This window comes from Flavobacterium sp. EDS, assembly GCF_020991525.1.
In the GTDB taxonomy this organism is placed as follows: domain Bacteria; phylum Bacteroidota; class Bacteroidia; order Flavobacteriales; family Flavobacteriaceae; genus Flavobacterium.
In genome coordinates this window covers 176346-193378 of the sequence record NZ_JAJMOZ010000001.1, presented here as the reverse complement: position 1 = coordinate 193378, position 17033 = coordinate 176346, and the positions used below count along the sequence as shown (strand labels likewise).

At 32.8% G+C, this 17033-nt stretch carries 12 protein-coding genes and 1 tRNA gene; 5 read left to right on the top strand and 8 right to left on the bottom strand.

Annotation, left to right across the window (positions count from 1 at the left end; translation table 11 throughout):
• The first annotated feature begins 52 nt into the window (after window positions 1-52).
• The 5 genes from murQ (at window position 53) to LPB87_RS00865 (ending at window position 8168) form a co-directional block, all read left to right on the top strand.
• Window positions 53-880, top strand: coding sequence for an N-acetylmuramic acid 6-phosphate etherase (gene murQ, locus LPB87_RS00885; protein ID WP_129540981.1), 828 nt, complete (start codon window positions 53-55; stop codon window positions 878-880).
• A gap of 61 nt (window positions 881-941) precedes the next feature.
• Window positions 942-2447, top strand: coding sequence for a sodium:solute symporter (locus tag LPB87_RS00880; protein WP_129540980.1), 1506 nt, complete (start codon window positions 942-944; stop codon window positions 2445-2447).
• Between the two features lie 80 nt (window positions 2448-2527).
• Window positions 2528-5524 (top strand): glycoside hydrolase family 3 N-terminal domain-containing protein, encoded by a 2997-nt coding sequence (locus LPB87_RS00875; protein ID WP_230604431.1) that lies wholly within the window; start codon window positions 2528-2530, stop codon window positions 5522-5524.
• A gap of 105 nt (window positions 5525-5629) precedes the next feature.
• Window positions 5630-6838 (top strand): anhydro-N-acetylmuramic acid kinase, encoded by a 1209-nt coding sequence (locus tag LPB87_RS00870; RefSeq protein WP_230604429.1) that lies wholly within the window; start codon window positions 5630-5632, stop codon window positions 6836-6838.
• Between the two features lie 58 nt (window positions 6839-6896).
• Window positions 6897-8168, top strand: coding sequence for a DUF5009 domain-containing protein (locus LPB87_RS00865; RefSeq protein ID WP_129540977.1), 1272 nt, complete (start codon window positions 6897-6899; stop codon window positions 8166-8168).
• Between the two features lie 823 nt (window positions 8169-8991).
• Here LPB87_RS00865 and LPB87_RS00860 read toward each other — a convergent pair.
• From LPB87_RS00860 to murG, 8 genes are all read right to left on the bottom strand, one after another.
• Entirely contained in the window at window positions 8992-9516 is a 525-nt protein-coding gene (locus tag LPB87_RS00860; RefSeq protein ID WP_230604428.1) for a hypothetical protein, read from the bottom strand.
• Between the two features lie 102 nt (window positions 9517-9618).
• A tRNA-Arg gene (locus LPB87_RS00855) sits at window positions 9619-9692 on the bottom strand.
• Between the two features lie 57 nt (window positions 9693-9749).
• Window positions 9750-10199: a GatB/YqeY domain-containing protein gene (locus LPB87_RS00850; protein WP_129540971.1), complete on the bottom strand. Its 450-nt coding sequence runs from the start codon at window positions 10197-10199 to the stop codon at window positions 9750-9752.
• Window positions 10200-10392: 193 nt separating this feature from the next.
• Window positions 10393-12351 (bottom strand): cell division protein FtsZ, encoded by a 1959-nt coding sequence (gene ftsZ, locus LPB87_RS00845; protein WP_129540970.1) that lies wholly within the window; start codon window positions 12349-12351, stop codon window positions 10393-10395.
• A gap of 52 nt (window positions 12352-12403) precedes the next feature.
• Complete coding sequence (gene ftsA, locus LPB87_RS00840; RefSeq protein WP_230604427.1) at window positions 12404-13786, bottom strand: cell division protein FtsA; 1383 nt, start codon at window positions 13784-13786, stop codon at window positions 12404-12406.
• 6 nt (window positions 13787-13792) lie between these two features.
• Window positions 13793-14515, bottom strand: a complete 723-nt coding sequence (locus LPB87_RS00835; protein WP_230604425.1) for a cell division protein FtsQ — start codon at window positions 14513-14515, stop codon at window positions 13793-13795.
• Entirely contained in the window at window positions 14502-15851 is a 1350-nt protein-coding gene (gene murC, locus LPB87_RS00830) for a UDP-N-acetylmuramate--L-alanine ligase (protein WP_230604423.1), read from the bottom strand. The genes LPB87_RS00835 and murC overlap by 14 nt, the downstream gene beginning before the upstream one ends.
• Before the next feature lie 47 nt (window positions 15852-15898).
• Complete coding sequence (murG, locus tag LPB87_RS00825) at window positions 15899-16987, bottom strand: undecaprenyldiphospho-muramoylpentapeptide beta-N-acetylglucosaminyltransferase (RefSeq protein ID WP_230604421.1); 1089 nt, start codon at window positions 16985-16987, stop codon at window positions 15899-15901.
• Between the last annotated feature and the right edge of the window lie 46 nt (window positions 16988-17033).

Below are 17033 nucleotides of genomic sequence, written 5' to 3'. Positions count from 1 at the left end.
GAGTAGGTCTACAAAAAATTAAAAATTAAAAAAATCAGTTAAAAAAATAAAAATGGCAAAGGTAAATCCAGATACAGAAAGAGAATCTCTTTACTCGAATTTAGATAAAATGAGTACTAATGAATTGCTCACAAACATAAATAATGAAGATAAAAAAATAGCAGCTATAATTGAAAAACAAATTCCTAATATTGAAAAATTAGTAGATACTATTGTTTCTAAAATGAAACTTGGTGGAAGATTATTTTACATAGGAGCTGGAACTTCTGGAAGAATCGGTATTCTTGACGCTTCTGAATGTCCTCCGACTTTTGGAGTTCCTGACAATTGGATTATTGGTATTATAGCTGGTGGAGATTCGGCTATTAGAAAAGCAGTAGAAAATGCTGAAGACGACATTAATCAAGCCTGGAGAGATTTATCTGCTTATGATATTTCGAGCTTAGATGTAGTTCTAGGAATTGCCGCTTCAGGAAATACTCCTTATGTTATTGGTGGACTAAAAAAAGCAAGAGAAAACAATATCGTTACGGGTAGCATATCATGCAATAGCGCGAGTCTGATATCAAAACAAGCAGACCACCCTATTGAATTGATTGTAGGCCCGGAATTCCTTACTGGAAGCACAAGAATGAAAGCTGGAACATCTCAAAAACTAGTCTTAAACATGATTTCGACATCTGTCATGATAAAACTAGGAAGAATTTACGGCAACAAAATGATAGACATGCAATTGTCTAACAAGAAATTAGTACAAAGAGGGATTGAAATGATTGTAGAAGAACTTAAGATTGATGAAAAACTAGCTTCTGAATTATTAAAAAAACACAAAAGCGTAAGAGCTGTTTTATTAGCAGAAAATAAAAATCTGGAAATTTAACAACCTAACTAATCAAAATCTTTTATAGATTTATAAAATACTAAACCACAAAAGTTATAAAATGACACCAAGTACAATCCTAATCCTAATCATCGTTTATTTCGGAACCTTATTCTATATCTCGCACAGAGTCAGCAGGAAAGATGACGGAAACGAAGCTTTTTTTACCGCTAATAAAAACTCAAAATGGTATTTAGTAGCCTTTGGGATGATCGGAACGGCTCTTTCGGGAGTAACTTTTATATCTGTTCCTGGAGAAGTAGGTGCTGCAAGTGGAGAACAATTTAAATATTTTCAGTTTGTATTAGGTAATGCTATCGGATTTATAATAATTACAAAATTGTTATTACCCTTATATTACCGAATGAACTTAACCTCTATTTATGGATATATAGAACAAAGAATGGGGTTTTATAGCTATAAAACGGCAGCTTCTATTTTCTTGATTAGTAGAACCGTAAGCTCTGCATTCCGACTCTACTTAGTCGTAATAGTATTGCAGCGTTTTGTATTTGATTATTACAATATCCCTTTTGCGTTTACTGTATTGATTTCTTTACTTCTTATCTTTTCTTATACTTATAGAGGCGGTTTAAAAACAATTATTATAACGGATACTTTACAGACTTTTTTCTTAGTTACTTCGGTATTTCTTACTATCTATTTTATTTGCGATCGAATGGATTTAAGCGCAATTGGCGCTTTTGAAGAAGTAAAGAACAGCAACTATTCTAAAATATTTTTCTTTGAAGATTTTCTAGGAAGTAAGTTCCATTTTATAAAACAAATATTAGGAGGAATGTTTGTAACTATTGCAATGACCGGATTAGATCAAGATTTAATGCAAAAAAATCTGAGCTGTAAAAACATTGGCGAAGCACAAAAAAACATGTTCACCTTTACAGGGATCTTCGTTATTATTAATATTTTCTTTTTAAGCGTTGGGGCTTTACTATACATTTATGCAAACAAAAACGGAATTGCAATCCCTACTGATTTAATTACAGGTAAACCTAGAACTGATTTGCTTTTCCCTGAAATTGCTTTAAATCATTTGGCTACAATTCCTGCAATTGTATTTTTACTAGGAATTATTGCAGCAACTTTTGCTACTACCGACTCGGCATTAACTGCTTTAACAACTTCTTTTTGTGTTGATTTCTTAGGTATGGACAAAGCCGAAAACAACAAAAAAAATACGGTACGCATCAGACATTTAGTTCATATTAGTTTTTCAGCATTAATTTTCTTTGTAATACTCATATTTAATTCTATCAATGATAGTTCTGTTGTCGGAATGATCTTTAAGGTTGCGTCATATACTTATGGCCCCTTGCTAGGATTGTATGCTTTTGGACTATTTCAGAAATCAAGAAATGTAAATGATAAACTAGTTCCTTTTATATGCCTGCTATCCCCTTTCTTTACCTATTTGATAAATGAAAATTCAAAAGTGTTATTTGCAGGGTACGTTTTTGATAATGAATTAATAGTATTAAATGGATTAATAACTTACCTTGGATTATACCTAACGAGCTCTCGTAGCAGTGAAAAAATAAGTTTTTAAACCACGTTAAAACATAACTAATCGACAAGTCAATTAGAAACTACTATGAGTAGTTTCTAATTGATTCTAAAAATAATTATATGAAAAAATCCTTCATAAAAATTAGCCTATACGCCATTTTTTTATTTTTAATTATCAATTGTGCTAGCAAAAAAAACAATACAATTCTAGATACAAGTAAAGACTCTTTTACAAAAGATACAGTAGCTAGTATTACTCCCAATAAATCGAAAAAGAAAACTTTTTTCAAGGATTCAGACAAAGAAACCAATTGGGTTGATAGCATTTACAACAAAATGTCACTTCGAGAAAAAATAGGACAACTGTTTATGATTTCTGCCTATTCTAATAAAGATTCAATTCATACAAATCAAGTTAATGCATTAGTTCAAGACTATAAAGTAGGTGGAGTAATATTCTTTCAAGGGGGGCCAGTTCGTCAAGCAAAATTGACTAATCAATACCAATCGAAAGCAAAAGTACCTTTATTCATCGCTATTGATGGCGAATGGGGATTAGGTATGCGATTAGATTCAACGTATCGTTACCCTTGGAATATGACTTTGGGAGCTATTAAAGATTTGAGTTTAATTGAGAATGTTGGAAGAAACATGGCCAATGAAAACAAGCGAATCGGGATTCATTTTAATTTTGCTCCTGTACTTGATATCAATACCAATCCTAAAAACCCTATTATTGGAAACCGCTCATTTGGTGAAGATAAAGTTAATGTTAGCGACAAAGCTATTGCATTAATGAAAGGAGTACAAAGTCAAGGTGTTTTTAGTACCGGAAAACATTTCCCAGGACATGGAGACACATCAACTGATTCTCACTATGCTTTGCCTCTGGTTAATTTCTCAAAAGATAGACTTGAGTTAGTCGAACTATATCCATACAAACGAATCTTCAATGAAGGCTTAGCTTCTGTTATGGTTGCCCACCTTAATATTCCGAGTTTAGAGCCTACGCCAAATGTTCCTTCTTCGGCATCATATAATGTAGTAACTAACTTGCTTCAAAAAGAATTAGGTTTCGAGGGTTTGATATTTACAGATGGTTTAGCAATGAAAGGGGCTAGCAATTTCAAGGGTCCTGGTGATCTGGAAATAGCTGTGATTCTTGCTGGAAATGACATTTTACTTTGCCCAGAAAATGTACCCGTAGCAGTACAAAAACTAGAAGTAGCTTATAACGAAGGTATTATTACTGAGGAACGCTTAGCACATTCGGTAAAAAAAATATTGCATTATAAATTTAAAATTGGGCTAAATAATTACAAGCCAATAAATATGTCAAACATCTACAATGATCTTAATCCATCACAAAATGATGCTTTGCACTATAAATTATATGAAAATGCTATTACAGTTTTAAAAAATGAAAAGGAAATACTTCCTATCAAAGATTTAAATCAAAAGATTGCCTATGTAAAACTAGGAGAAGATGTAAACAGTGATTTTGTAACCACATTAAAAAAATATACAAACATTACAGAAGTAGCAAACACTAATATTGACAGCCTAAACAAAGAATTAAAAAAATATGATATTGTTATCATAGGTTTTCATAAAGTAAACAAAACTTGGGAAAAGCAAAATTTCACTGATACAGAATTGGTTTGGTTGCAAGAAATTGCAAAACACAACAAAGTGATTTTAGATATTTTCACAAAACCTTATTCTTTATTACCAATCACTAACTTTGATGATATCGAAGGATTAGTAGTATCTTATCAAAACTCAGATATTAGCCAGATCGTTTCGGCAGAATTACTGTTTGGAGCCATTTCTGCCAAAGGAAAACTACCTGTATCTATTAATACTTCGTTTAATATAAATGATGGATTATCGACTGAAAAAATAAATCGTTTGGGTTTTACAACACCAGAAAATGTAGGTATGAATCCACAAATTTTATCTAAAATCGATGCTATAGCCCAAAAAGCAATTGATGGTAAAATGACTCCTGGAATGCAAGTCCTTGTAGCACGAAAAGGAAGTGTTATTTTCCAGAAATCATACGGCAGTCAAACTTATGATACTACCCGAAAAGTTACTAATTCAGATTTGTACGATGTTGCCTCGATTTCAAAAATGATATCGACCCTGCCTAATGTAATGCAGTTGTATGATAATGAAAAAGTAAATCTGGATACCAAATTAAAAGATATGGTACCCCTTTTTGCAAAAACAAACAAAGAGAATATCAGCTTCAAGGATTTACTAACTCATTATGCAGGGCTACAAGCATGGATTCCGTTCTACAAAGCAACGCTAGACAGCGAAGGAAAGCCTTCTGCGAAATATTATCGTAGAGTAGCCGAATCTGACTTTTCGACTAAAGTTGCAGATGGTCTTTTTATTAGAAATGACTATCATGATACCATCATGAAAATCATTGCAGATAGTCCACTATCCTTAAAAAAAGAGTACAGATATAGTGATTTTACCTTTATCATCCTGAAAGAATACTTAGAGAGAAAAACCCACAAAAAATTAGAAGAGCTGAGTCAACAAAATTTTTACAGCACACTCGGAATGAATAATACCCTTTACAATCCTTTAGACAAATTTGACAGAAGTAACATTGCTCCTACCGAAATAGATAATTATTTTAGACATCAGGTTATTCAAGGATATGTTCATGACATGGCAGCTGCAATGGAAGGCGGCGTAGCTGGGCATGCAGGGATTTTCTCTAATGCTATGGATGTTGCCAAAATGATGCAACTATTTTTACAAAAAGGGAATTATGGTAATAAGCAATATTTTTCTGGGCAAACATTTGATGCATTCAATACTTGTTATTATGCTGATAAAGGAGTTCAAAGAGGTTTAGGTTTTGATAAAAGAATAGAAAAAGGAGGTCCAACTTGTGTTTGTGTTTCTCCATCTAGTTTTGGGCATACTGGATTTACAGGAAACATCGCTTGGGTTGATCCAGAAACAGAAATTGTTTATGTATTTTTATCCAATAGAAGCTACCCCGAAGTTATTAACGAAGAGAATAAATTATCTCGAGGAAAAATCCGAGAAGATATTCAGCAAATAATTCAGGATGCTATTATAAAATAAAAAATATAAGTCCATATTAGGGTCTTCTCAAAATACTGCTTCAATGAACTTATATTTTTTATATGGTTTGAAAGTATATTAAGATGAACTTTTAAAAACAAAATCATGAACGCAAATCTGGAATCACTATATCAAATTGCTCAAAAACCATCCCGAACTATTATCGGATTAATGTCAGGTACTTCTTTAGACGGTCTAGATGTAGCTTTATGTAAAATCTCAGGTTCAGGAGAAAACACAGAAGTTCAATTAATTCAATTTGATACTGTAGATTATTCAGAAGAAATAAAATCAGAAATCAGAAACATATTTGCAAAGCAAACAATCGAATTTCAGAAACTAGCATTACTAAATGAATGGATTGGAGTTCTTCATGCCAATATGATTTTAGAATGTTTAAAACGTTGGGGAGTCCCAACAGAGCAAGTCGATTTAATAGCGTCTCATGGACAAACTGTTTTTCATGCTCCGAAGATTTTACATCAGCAAGAAAAATTTCCAAATGCTACTTTACAAATTGGTGACGGAGATCATATTGCAGTAAAAACCGGAATTATAACGCTGTCTGACTTTCGACAAAAACACCTAGCTGCAGGTGGTGAAGGTGCTCCACTTGCTGTTTATGGTGATTATTTCCTTTTTGGGAAAAAAGGCGAAAATCGTATTATGCTTAATATGGGAGGTATTGCAAATTTTACTTACTTGCCATCAAGTTGTAATCCGGAGGAAGTTTTTGTTACTGATACAGGAACAGGAAACACCCTAATTGATACTTTTACCAGACTTTCGTTTCCTGATAAAGCCTATGATAAAGATGCCGAAATTGCAAAACAAGGCACCGTAAATAATGCTCTTTTAGGAGCTTTAAAAGAAGATGAATTCTTCCTTGCATCATTTCCAAAAACAACAGGACCTGAACTTTTCAATATAGAATATGTTAGAAAAGCACAAACTAAAAGTAACACTTCAGCTATTACAACTGAAGACCTACTGGCAACATTAACGCGCTTTAGTGCTGAAACTATTGCCGAAGCAATACATTTAGCTATAAACAATACAACGTATCCTATCGTCAATTTTACTATTTATATGTCAGGCGGAGGTGCACACAATCCATTATTAGTAAGTTGGCTGAAAGAACTACTGCCATGTACTTTTTCTAACACTGATACTTTAGGAATTTCAGGAGATGCAAAAGAAGCCATACTATTTGCCATTTTAGCAAATGAAACTGTTTCAGGAGGCACTTCAGATTTTGGAACACGCAAAGGAATTCCATCTGTATCGATGGGCAAAATCTCTTTTCCTAGCTAAAGAAAACCATTTAAAAATTCCTTATTTAAATAAATAACGAAACCAAAAAAACAAACCAATGACAAAAGAACGTTTAATATCGCTAGATGTATTTAGAGGATTTACTATTTTATTAATGACAATAGTTAACAATCCAGGAAGCTGGGCCTCTATATATCCGCCATTAGAACACGCTGAATGGAATGGTTGTACCCCTACCGATTTAGTTTTTCCTTTTTTTGTTTTTATAATGGGAACAGCAATACCATTTGCAATGCCTACAAAGCATTTAGACTTTAATGTTTTTAATAAAATCTTGGTTCGTTCATTACGAATTTTCTGTTTAGGATTATTTTTGGCTTATTTCAGCAGAATTCAATTGTTTGGATTAGAAGGAATTCCGTTATTACTACTTAGACTAGCAATAACCTTTGGAGTAGCTTATGCCCTCTTAGGAAATTTCACTTTAAAGATTAAAACCTATCTTGTATTAGGAATCTTTGCCATATTACTATTCTTAGCATACAGCCAAATCGAGGCCTATCAGGACGTAAGAATCCCTGGTGTTTTACAACGAATAGGAATTGTATATTTCTTTACATCCCTATTATATTTAAAAACAAATCTAAAAACACAACTTCTAGTTGTAGCTACAATATTATTAGGCTATTGGATCCTAATGGCTTTTGTACCAGTTCCAGGATTTGGTGCTCCTAATTTTGAAAAAGGAACAAATCTAGCTGCTTGGTTAGACAATTTAGTACTAAATGGACATTTATGGAGTGCCTCTAAAACTTGGGATCCTGAAGGGATTTTGAGTACTTTACCAGCCATAGGTACAGGAATTCTAGGAATGTTTATAGGACAAATACTAAACCTACAAATCCCTAAAATTGAAATTGTAAAAAAATTAGCAATTACAGGAATTCTTCTAGTGATAACTGGTTTACTTTGTAACATTATATTTCCAATAAACAAATCATTGTGGTCTAGCTCTTACGTTTTATATACCGCTGGTATAGCAACTGTATGTTTAACAATATTGTACTACATTATAGATGTGGCAAACTACAAAAAATGGACGAAGCTGTTTTTAATATGGGGAGTAAATCCAATGATTGTATTTTTCTTTTCAGGAATAATTCCAAGAGTTTTAAGCTCAATTAAAGTACAAAACCCAGAAATAACTACAGAACAAATCAATCTTCAAACCTTAATTTATAAATTTGGAATTGTACCTTGTTTTGAAAATCCGTTAAATTCGTCATTAGCTTATGCCATATCATATGCCATTTTTTGGTCTCTTATACTTTGGGTTTTCTATAAAAAGAAACTAATTTTTAAAGTATAAAACCAACAAAAAGTTTTTTATTTTTTTGGAACGCCATGACCCGACCGAAGGGAACAGACGAAGTAATTGCACAGATTTTCACAAATCAGAATATTCACTATATTCAATTGACATAAAAATTAGTGTAGAACCGCGTAATTTGTGGCAAACCTTTTTAAGTCATACAAATAAAATCAGTCCCAGCGGGACATCCTAATTTGTAGAATTTTTGTTTTTTTGAAAAGAAACCCCATCGGGGTGGCATAGAGCATAATGACACATTTCGCTCCGCTGAAGCGTTTGATTATAACTTACAACAGCTACAAAATGAAATTAAAACAATTATTCTTTGCATTTGTATTTATCGGACTTCTTTTTTCCTGTTCCTCAAACAAGAAAAGAAACAACTCTTTAATTACATCAAGCAATGAAAAGGTTTTGATACGGAAGGATTTTAAAAAATACTTTGACAATTGAAATGTAGAAGGGGCGATTGCTATCTACGACAATAACAACCACACATGGATTCTATCTGATACAATTAACACAAGAAAAGAAACGTTACCAGCATCTACATTTAAAATCATCAATCTGCTAATTGCATTAGAAACAAAAAAATACTTTATATTTCCTTAGATAAAAAAGATGAACTAGATTGGATTAATAGTGTTGATGATGTAGAATACCGTTTAAGCAAAATCCCAGTAGTCAGATAGGATATGAAGAAGCTTTCCCTTTAATATTTAAGTTATAAATACGTTTTTTTTATAATCTCCCCCTTTCGAATGGAAGTCTATATTAAATTACATTTTATAAAATAGAACAGTTAGTAGTATTTCTTTAATCAAAAAATAGGTTTAATAGGATTATCAAATACATCAGTAGTAAAAGAAGTATTCAAATAAATGTTACATTCTGGCATACGTTCTTTCATAATAAAACCTTTTTCGAGTATGTTCTCTTTTGTATCTTCTGAACTTAAAAAGATTTCTCTAAGAGTTTGATTATTCAAATTTTCACATAAATCAGATAGGGTGATTTTTGTTTTAGTAATATTCAAACTTCTCAAATCCATCATTTGATTAAAATAAGAAATACTTGTCTTAGTAATTTCATCATGTTTTCTTAAATAAAGAGTCGTTAGCCCTTTAAAAATACTAATGTATTTCACTCCTTGATCAGTAATCTGAGATTCTTTGAGATGAATTTCTGTTATGGATGCAATTCTTAAACTTAAAAAATAGAAAAACTCATCATCACAATCAGAATCAACCTCTTTAAAGATATTCAATTTTGAAGGGATATTTTCTGCTTTGTCAATACGAAAATGGCGTTGCCAAAACTTTTTTTCTTCTTTAGATAATTTCATTGTAATTGCTAAACAGAATTAATTTTATTCACCTCATAAACAGAATCATAAAGGTAAATAAAAATGGGACAAAGAAGAAAAATTCTTCTTTGTCCCATTAAGTGACCACGGTAGGGTTCGAACCTACAACCCTCAGAGTCGAAATCTGATATTCTATCCAGTTGAACTACGCAGTCATTTTAATTATAGCATTCCGATTTTAAACCTAAAATCAAAATGCTACAATCTATTTTTTATACTAATAATTTTTTTACGATTGCAGAGATAGTTTTTCCTTCAGCAGTTCCGCCTAATTGTGCAGAAGCTAACCCCATAACTTTCCCCATTGATGCAATTCCAGAAGCTCCAGTTTCAGCAATAATTTTAGCAATTACAGCTTCAATTTCTTCTTCGCTCAATTGAGCTGGTAAGAATTTTTCGATTACAGCTACTTGTGCTAATTCTGGCTCAGCTAAATCAGGACGGTTTTGTTCTGTAAAAATTCTAGCGCTTTCTTTACGAGTTTTCACGAGTCTTTGAAGTAACTTAATTTCGTCGTCTTCTGTTAATTCTTCTTTTGTTCCAGAAGCTGTAGCTGCCAATAACATTTCTGATTTAATAGCTCTTAAAGCTTCTAACGCTACAGTATCTTTTGCTCTCATGGCGTTTTTAATTTCGTCCATGATTGTTGTTTGTAAACTCATCTTAGTTCTATTTTTAAATAAGCTAGGCTTATTGATTGACATTTTATTATAGGGCACTTTACATCTCCATGAAATTAAAAATTCTTTTAAAACTCCAAAAGAAAGTCAAATTTCTAAATTCTGTGCGAAGATAAAAAAAATAACCCGAAAATTAAATTCAATTTTCGGGTTACCTCATTTTGATTTTAGCGAATTAATCTACGTTGTCGTGCAAAAATGAATTATTAGAACGCAACTGTAAATCATTATTACTATCTGTTCCTACAGAGATTCTAGAATTTGTATTGTTTTGTGAACTGTTTGAAAGATCAATACCTAATCTTTTGTAGGCTGGTTCTTTCTCTAGTTCTTCAACTCTAGAAACATTATTATGGAACTTATAATTAAATTCTTTTAATTTTTTTCTTCTTTCATCAGCTCTCATGCGTAATGTTTCTTCAATAGTTAACTCCATCGGAGAAACTTCTTCAGAAAAATTAGTTTCTTGCACTACTGCTCTTTGGTGAACCGTAATATTTAGCTCTTCTGGAATAACTTCTTCAACTACTTTTGCAGCAGGTTTTGATGATGTTAAATCATTTTCAAGTTCCATATACTCTTCTAGAGAATACTTGATGATTCCGTTATCAGAAAGTTCAGTAACTGGTACAAATTGAACTGGTTGATTAACTTTCATTTCACGTGTTTCATTTGATAATTCAAATAAAACTCTAGTATCTTCTACTACTGGTTCTGCTTTTACTTCTGGCTCAGTTCTAAAAATAGGTAAGTCAAAAGAAAAAGTAGTTTGTTCCTCTTTTTCTACGATTTTATGTTGAACAGCTCTTACAGGGGCAACTTCTGGAGCTGAGATAGTAAAATCAATATCTGTAATTGGAGAAACGATTTCAAAAGTCACATCCAAATTTTTAATAAATTCAGACATTACCACTAATTCATCTTCGTTAATTACTGGTGATTGAACTATTGGCGCCACTGCTGTAGGTTCAGGAGTATCGTCAATTAATTCAAAAATTACTTTTTCTTCTGCTTTTGGTGTTGATGGTGTTTCAGCATTTAAATCAAAAGAAGTAAGCGTTTTATTCGTCAAATTATGAACGCTTCTTTGCTCATCTTCTAACGTATGTATAATTTTTTTAGGCTCAGTATTTACTATTTCGTTTTGTTGTTCAACATCAAAACCAGTTGCAATAATTGTAACTGCAATAGCATCACCTAGGGTTTCGTCTTCACCAACCCCCATAATGATGTTGGCATTAAAACCAGCTTCTACCTGAATATGATCATTGATTTCACCTATTTCATCAAGTGTAATCTCATTAGAACCTGAAACGATAAGCAACAATACGTTTTTAGCTCCAGTAATTTTATTATCATTTAACAATGGAGAATCCAATGCAGAAATAATAGCCTCTTTTGCTCTGCTTTCACCAGATGCAGTAGATGATCCCATTATAGCAGTTCCACTATTTGACAATACCGTTTTAGCATCACGTAAATCGATATTTTGAGTATAGTGATGCGTAATTACTTCAGCAATACCTCTTGAGGCTGTTGCTAAAACTTCATCTGCTTTAGAGAATCCTGCTTTAAATCCAAGATTTCCGTATACTTCTCTTAATTTATTATTGTTGATTACAATTAATGAATCGACTTGCTTACGTAACTTTTCGATACCCAAAAGCGCTTGCTCCTGACGTACTTTTCCTTCGAAAAGAAACGGAATAGTAACGATTCCAACTGTAAGAATCTCTCTTTCCTTAGATAATTGAGCAATAACTGGTGCAGCACCTGTTCCAGTACCTCCCCCCATACCTGCAGTAATAAATACCATCTTTGTATTGCGATCCAACATCTTTTCGATGTCTGCAATACTTTCGATAGCCGACTGTTGTCCTACATCTGGGTTAGCACCTGCTCCTAAACCTTCTGTTAGATTAACACCTAACTGAATTTTATTAGGCACAGAACTATTTTGTAGTGCTTGCGAATCGGTATTACAAACGATAAAGTCTACTCCTTTAATTCCTTGTTTAAACATGTGGTTAATAGCATTACTACCTCCACCTCCTACACCGATAACTTTTATTACATTTGATTGATTTTTTGGTAAATCAAATGAAATACTTCCAAATTCTGAGTTGCCCATCATATTTTTGGTTTTTTGATATTAAATATTAATTCTTGTCTTGTTTTATAATCGCTTACTCAGCGTTGTCTAGAAAATCTTTGATTTTATCGACGTAGCGGTCAAAAAATGATCTTCTTATTTTTGTTTCAGTCGATTCTTCTTTAACTGCTTTCTTCACTTCTTCAACAGTTTCTACATAAGTTTCTTCAACCACATGTTGTTGCTGTTGTACCGGGGCTCTATAAATTGGTGCCTTTGGTTGTTCTACAACATCCATTCTTACGGCGCTTTGAGTACTGTTCTCAATACTATTCATTACTAAACCTACAGCAGTCGCATATAATGGGCTAGATATTTCTTCGTCTGAATTACCTGCTAAATGCTCATTAGGATATCCAATTCTGGTATCCATTCCTGTAATGTACTCTACCAATTGCTTAATGTGCTTTAGTTGAGCTCCACCACCTGTAAGAACGATTCCTGCAATTAATTTTTTACGAGGATCTTCATGTCCATATGCTTTTACTTCTGTAAAAACCTGATCAACAATTTCGACTACACGTGCATGAATTATTTTTGATAAATTCTTCAAAGAAATTTCTTTTGGCTCTCTTCCTCTTAATCCTGGAATCGAAACAATTTCATTATCCTTGTTTTCTCCTGGCCATGCCGATCCGAATTTAATCTTCATTAATTCAGCTTGCTTTTCGATAATCGAACAACCTTCTTTTATATCATCTGTAATTACGTTTCCTCCAAAAGGAATTACAGCTGTATGACGAATGATTCCGTCTTTAAAAATTGCTAAATCTGTTGTACCGCCACCTATATCTATAAGTGCTACTCCTGCTTCTTTTTCTTCTTGACTTAATACTGCATCTGCCGAAGCCAATGGCTCTAATGTTAAGCCTGATAATTCAATTCCTGAACTTTGAATACATCTTCCTACGTTTCTAATAGATGAAGCTTGTCCAACTACAACATGAAAACTAGATTCTAATCTTCCACCGTACATTCCAATCGGTTCTTTAATCTCCGATTGTCCATCAATTTTAAATTCCTGTGGTAAAACATGAATAATTTCTTCACCTGGTAACATCGCCAATTTATTAACCTGGTCTATTAAAAGTTGAATATCCCCTTCACCAATCACTTCCTCAGGATTGCTTCTGCTAATATAATCTGTATGCTGAATGCTACGAATGTGCTGTCCTGCAATACCTACTACTACGTCTTTAATCTTGTAACCCGAATTATTCTCAGCTTCATGTATCGCTTGCTGAATAGACTGTATTGTTTGAGTAATATTGTTCACAACTCCTCTCGCTACACCTAAGCTTTTTGATTTTCCTATTCCTAGGATCTCAAGCTTACCGTATTCATTCTTCTTGCCTATCATGGCAACAATTTTGGTAGTACCAATATCTAGACCTACTGCAATATTATCTTTTCCCATTATCTATTATTTTGTGCAAACTACTTGTTCCGTAAACCTAAGATCTATTTTTTTGTATTTATATAACGAACTATCTAAAACTGCCTTTTGAAAAAAGGCTTTATAATTATTAAATTTTCGCTCAACATTTATCATTCTTCCGAAATCTATCTCGTAATTAAAATTTCTGTTCAGCATTTTTAAGCTACCATTGGGCATAATTTCAATCGCAATGATGTTTTTTTTCAAAAAAGCATCGTCATAAATAATGCGGAATAACTTAGCTATTTCTTCGTTATTTTCTTTATTTAAATCCCCTGAAACAAGAGGAACTCTAGCTGTAAAATTGTCAGACAAAGGCATTTTACCTCCCTCATAATCAATATAAAACGACTCATTCCCGTTCATAATGCGGGCTATTGGCGTTTTTTGTTTTACTACTGCTTTTAGAACACCATCAATACTCACAAATACATCCGATTCTTCAATCATCTCTTGCGTATTAAGGGCTTTCTCTATCTTATTCAAATCTAACCCTTCTTTTTTAATGCTAGAAGCATCTCTTTTATTTTCTATTAACAATTTATTAACCGATTCTGGCTTGACAAAAATAGCGTTTTCCCCTACAAAAACAACAGTAGATTTCTTTAATTTTCGTTCTCCATTTCTATGTGAAGTAAACGAAAATAAAACGATAACTACCCCAAACATGAGGATTAATCGAATATTTGTCCAATTAATTAATTTCATTTAAAGCATTTTTAATTGATGGCACTAATTCTCCTAAATCACCAGCTCCAATAGTTACAATTATCCTAGCATCACTCGCTTTAATTGAGGCTATTAAATCATTTTTAGCAACTATTTTCTTATTAGAATTACTCATTTTATCCATTAGCCATTGCGATGTAATTCCTTCCATCGGCAATTCTCTTGCTGGATAAATATCCAATAAAATTACTTCATCAAAAGCAGATAAGCTTTTAGCAAATCCATCAACAAAATCTCTCGTTCTGCTAAACAAATGTGGCTGAAAAATAGCTAGTACTTTTTTCCCTGGATACAACTCCCTAACCGCTTGATTTACTGCATTTATTTCTGTTGGATGATGTGCATAATCATCTATATAAACAATATTATCTTTTTTTATTTGATATGAAAAACGTCTTCTTATTCCTTTAAATGAAGCCAAAGCTTTTACAATTGCATCAGTCGAGGTTCCGTATGTTTTTGCCATAGCAATAGCCATAAGCGCATTCATTAAATTATGTTTACCTGGTAATCCAAAATGCAAATCTTTCATGATTTCTGACGGTGTTTGTACATCAAAAACATAACTTCCATTTGCAATTCTAACATTGAAAGCCTTAAACGGAGCATCTTCATTGATAGCACATTGAACACCTGACAAAGGCAATTCTTTGGTAATAAACAGATTATTTTTATCCTCCACTTTTGAAGCAAATTCTACAAAAGATTCTTCTATCGCTTCGCTTGTTCCATAAATATCCAAGTGGTCTGCATCCATTGATGTAATACAAGCTATATTTGGATGTAAATGCAAGAATGAACGATCAAACTCATCTGCTTCAACAACAGTAACTGTTTTCCCGCTTCCTATTAAATTCGAATTATAATTCTCAACAATTCCACCTACAAAAGCAGTAACATCTGCTTCACTTTCGTAAAGGATATGCCCTAAAATACTAGATGTCGTTGTTTTACCATGCGTACCTGCTACAGCAAATGAGAAGGTGTCTTTTGTAATAATTCCTAAGACCTCGGCTCTTTTCTTTACTACATAACTTCTTTCTAAAAAATAATTCCACTCCGAATGTGTATTTGGAACTGCTGGCGTGATTATAACCAATGTATTCTCGACAAAAAAATCACTTGGAATTAAACTAATATTATCTTCAAAATGAATCTTAATTCCACTTTCAATTAGCTCATTCGTAAGCGTTGAAGGCGTTTTGTCGTAACCTGAAACTTGTTTTCCAATATTCTTGAAATAACGAGCCAGAGCACTCATTCCGATGCCTCCAATTCCTATAAAATAGACGTTCTGTATTTGGTTTAAATTCATAATTAATTCTTATTGTCTTTATATCTTCCGACTCTGGACTATTTTTTTTATTTAATCAACTTTATAATTTCTGCAACAATTGCCTTTGTTGCACCTGGTCTTGCTAATCGCTTTATATTTTCACTAAGCTGTTTTTGCTTTCCTTCATCCTTCAGCAATGCTTCAAAAACAATGCTAAACTCGCTCTCTAGCTCAGATTCTTTCAATAAAACTGCACCCTTCTGATCTACAATTGCTTGCGCATTTTTTGTTTGATGATCTTCAGCCACATTTGGCGATGGAATAAAAATAACTGGTTTCCCAACGATACATAATTCCGAAACCGACGATGCTCCTGCTCTTGAAATGATAATATCTGCAGCAGCATAAACAAAATCCATTCGCTCTATAAAATCAACCACCTTTACATTTGGCTGATTGTGTTTTTTATAATCTTCAAAATACAACTTTCCACATTGCCAGATAATCTGAACATTTTGAGAAAGCATATTAGGTAATTCTTTTTCTATTAATTGGTTTACTCTTCGAGCGCCAAGACTCCCTCCAAGCACCAATAAAGTTTTTTTATTTACATCTAGATTATAAAATACGATTGCTTCATCTCTTTTGCTATCGATATCTATTAAATCCTGGCGAACTGGATTACCTGTTAAAACAATTTTATCCGCAGGAAAAAAACGTTCCAGATTTTCATACGCTACACAAATTGCGCTCGCTTTACTACTAAGCAATTTATTAGTGATACCTGGAAATGAATTTTGTTCTTGAATCACTGTTGGAATTCCTGCTGATCCTGCCATTTGTAACAAGGGACCACTAGCAAAACCTCCTGTACCAATAACTACGTTTGGCTTAAATGCTTTAATTATTTTTCGTGATTGCAATAAACTACTTAACAACTTAAAAGGAAACATAGCATTCTGGAACGTAATTTTTCGTTGTAATCCAGCAATCCAAAGTCCTTTTATTTCATATCCTGCTTGTGGTACTTTCTGCATTTCCATTTTGTCTTTAGCACCAACAAAAAGAAATTCAGCATCGGGATATTGTATTTTTAATTCATTGGCAATTGCAATTGCAGGATAAATATGCCCTCCTGTTCCTCCACCGCTTAATATGAATTTATATTTTGTCATATTTTTAAATGTTACTACACTTTAAAAATTATTATATTTTCTCTTT

Coding starts and splice junctions, on each gene's coding strand:
- murQ (WP_129540981.1), top strand. CDS start 53: ATGGCAAAGGTAAATCCAGATACAGAAAGAGAATCTCTTTACTCGAAT.
- LPB87_RS00860 (WP_230604428.1), bottom strand. CDS start 9,516: ATGAAATTATCTAAAGAAGAAAAAAAGTTTTGGCAACGCCATTTTCGT.
- LPB87_RS00835 (WP_230604425.1), bottom strand. CDS start 14,515: ATGAAATTAATTAATTGGACAAATATTCGATTAATCCTCATGTTTGGG.
- LPB87_RS00870 (WP_230604429.1), top strand. CDS start 5,630: ATGAACGCAAATCTGGAATCACTATATCAAATTGCTCAAAAACCATCC.
- LPB87_RS00875 (WP_230604431.1), top strand. CDS start 2,528: ATGAAAAAATCCTTCATAAAAATTAGCCTATACGCCATTTTTTTATTT.
- LPB87_RS00850 (WP_129540971.1), bottom strand. CDS start 10,199: ATGAGTTTACAAACAACAATCATGGACGAAATTAAAAACGCCATGAGA.
- ftsZ (WP_129540970.1), bottom strand. CDS start 12,351: ATGATGGGCAACTCAGAATTTGGAAGTATTTCATTTGATTTACCAAAA.
- LPB87_RS00880 (WP_129540980.1), top strand. CDS start 942: ATGACACCAAGTACAATCCTAATCCTAATCATCGTTTATTTCGGAACC.
- ftsA (WP_230604427.1), bottom strand. CDS start 13,786: ATGGGAAAAGATAATATTGCAGTAGGTCTAGATATTGGTACTACCAAA.
- LPB87_RS00865 (WP_129540977.1), top strand. CDS start 6,897: ATGACAAAAGAACGTTTAATATCGCTAGATGTATTTAGAGGATTTACT.
- murC (WP_230604423.1), bottom strand. CDS start 15,851: ATGAATTTAAACCAAATACAGAACGTCTATTTTATAGGAATTGGAGGC.
- murG (WP_230604421.1), bottom strand. CDS start 16,987: ATGACAAAATATAAATTCATATTAAGCGGTGGAGGAACAGGAGGGCAT.